Source organism: Lutimaribacter pacificus (assembly GCF_900142185.1).
Classification (GTDB): Bacteria; Pseudomonadota; Alphaproteobacteria; order Rhodobacterales; family Rhodobacteraceae; genus Lutimaribacter; species Lutimaribacter pacificus.
The window spans coordinates 1-2,507 of record NZ_FQZZ01000026.1; the positions used below are offsets into that span (position 1 = coordinate 1).

A 2,507-nucleotide genomic window follows, 5' to 3' on the forward strand; every position below is an offset into this window, starting at 1 on the left:
TGTGAACGGCGGAGCAATACTCGGCCACGGTAGCGACGGCATAGTGTTGTCGCGGGCGGCGTAAAAGTCGTCCACTTTTGCCCTTTCGGATTTCGGGAGGGCTTGGGGATATACACCGTGGACTTGTATTTGAAGGTGCGTCACGCTCATTTCCAGGATGGATTGAGCGGGCGTCAGATTGCCCGGGATTTTGGGATCAGCCGGGACAGTGTTGCGAAGATGTTGGCCTATTCGGAACCGCCTGGATATCGGCGGACAGCGCCGATCAGGCGCCCGAAGCTGGATGCGTTCACCAGCCAGATGGACCAATGGCTTGCTGAAGACAGGGGCCGCCCTCGCAAGCAGCGTCACACCGCCAAGCGTATTTTCGAGCGGTTGCGGGACGAGTGCGGTTTTGATGGCAGCTACACCATCGTCAAGGATTACGTTCGAGACCGGAAGCGGACCGGCAAGGAGATGTTCGTGCCGCTGAGCCATCCGCCCGGTCATGCACAGGCCGATTTTGGTGAAGCGCTTGTCGTGATCGGCGGCGTCGAGCAGAAGGCACACTTCTTTGCCCTCGATCTGCCGCACAGCGACGCATGCTACATCCGGGCCTATCCTGCGGCCAATATCGAGGCGTGGCTTGACGGCCATGTCCATGCTTTTGCGTTCTTCGGCGCGGTTCCCCAGTCGATTCTTTATGACAATGACCGCTGCCTGGTAGCCCGGATCCTGCCGGATGGCTCCCGGCAAAGAACCCAGAGGTTCAGCGCGATGTTGTCGCATTACGTGATCCGGGACCGCTATGGCCGTCCCGGCAAGGGCAATGACAAAGGGGCCGTGGAGGGGCTGGTCGGCTACGGACGTCGCAACTTCATGGTGCCGATCCCGTCCTTTCCGGACTGGCACGCGTTCAACGCTCACCTGGAAGAGCAGTGCCGCAAGCGCCAGGGTGATGTTCTGCGTGGCCACAAGGTCAGCATCGGGGAACGGCTGAAGGCCGATCTCGCAGCGATGCGGGATTTGCCCGGCACTCCCTTTGAGGCCTGTGAGTTGCAAAGTGGCCAGGTCACATCGACATCCGTGGTGCGTTATCGCCGCAATGATTACTCGGTGCCGGTTGCCTACGGCCACCGTGCAGTCTGGATCAAGGGCTTCGTGACCCGGGTTGTCATCGGCTGCGGCGCCGAGGTGATCGCCGAGCATTCGCGCTCCTATGACACCGGCGACATGGTGTTTGATCCACTGCATTACCTGGCGCTGATCGAACGCAAGATCATGTCCTTCGATCAGGCCGCGCCTCTGCAGGGCTGGGAGTTGCCCGAAGCGTTCAAAACCCTGCGCCGACTGCTGGAAGCCCGGCAGGGAAAGGCCGGCAAGCGCGAGTATGTGCAGGTCCTGCGCCTTCTGGAGCGCTTCGAGATTGACGTGCTGCATCTTGCCGTCAAAGATGCCCTGCGAATGGGAGCGGTCAGCTTCGATGCAATCAAGCACCTGATCTTGTGCAGGGTCGAGCAAAGGCCTCCGAGGCTGGATCTGGATGTTTATCCCTTCCTACCCAGAACCAACATCACCACCACCTCCGCCGCATCCTACATGAGCCTGCTGGCAGGGGGTGGGGCATGACGGATGCACCCGAACTGCTGCTGGCCCACCATCTCAAAACGCTTCGGCTGCCCACGTTCCTACGTGAACATGACAAGCAGGCCCGTATCTGCGCCGCTGAAGGCGTAGATCACGTGCGTTACCTGGCCCGGCTGACCGAGCTGGAACTGATCGACCGGGAACGGCGCATGGTGGAACGCCGGATCAAGGCCGCAAAGTTCCCGACCATCAAAAGCCTGGACAGCTTCGACTTCAAAGCGATCCCGTCGCTCAACAAGATGATGGTGCTGGAGCTGGCGCGCTGCGAATGGATCGAACGCAAGGAGAATGTGATCGCGCTCGGTCCCTCCGGCACCGGCAAGACCCATGTCGCCCTCGGGCTGGGACTGGCTGCCTGCCAGAAAGGATTGCCTGTCGCCTTCGTGACCGCCGCAGCCCTCGTGCACGAGATGATGGAGGCCCGCGACGAAAAACGCCTCCTGCAACTCCAGCGCAAACTCGCCAAGGTCAAACTGCTGATCATCGACGAGCTGGGATTCGTCCCCTTGAGCAAAACCGGCGCCGAGCTTCTGTTCGAGCTGATCTCACAGCGCTACGAGCGAGGGTCGACCCTGATCACGTCGAACCTGCCCTTCGAGGAGTGGACCGAAACCTTCGGCACCGAACGCCTGACCGGCGCGCTGCTGGACCGGCTGACACACCACGTCAACATCCTCGAGATGAACGGCGAAAGCTACCGCCTCAATCAAAGCCGCGCCCGCCTCGCCCCCGCCAACAAATGAACCTCACAGAATTGGCCTAACGGCCAATGCGCCTTGGACCGGGCTTGCTATATGAGGGCCGCACGCTCCAAGGCGCTCGCCCCAAACTGGCCGACTTTTGCTCCGCCACAATGGCCGAATTTTACTCCGCCGTTGACA

Annotated in this window: 2 protein-coding genes; both read left to right on the forward strand. The window is 60.8% G+C overall.

Going from position 1 to position 2,507, the window contains the following annotated elements; genetic code table 11:
* Positions 1-108 precede the first annotated feature (108 nt).
* Complete coding sequence (gene istA / locus F3H87_RS21710) at positions 109-1,608, forward strand: IS21 family transposase (protein ID WP_149789855.1); 1,500 nt, start codon at positions 109-111, stop codon at positions 1,606-1,608.
* Positions 1,605-2,369 (forward strand): IS21-like element helper ATPase IstB, encoded by a 765-nt coding sequence (gene istB / locus F3H87_RS21715; protein WP_149789854.1) that lies wholly within the window; start codon positions 1,605-1,607, stop codon positions 2,367-2,369. The genes istA and istB overlap by 4 nt, the downstream gene beginning before the upstream one ends.
* Positions 2,370-2,507 lie beyond the last annotated feature (138 nt).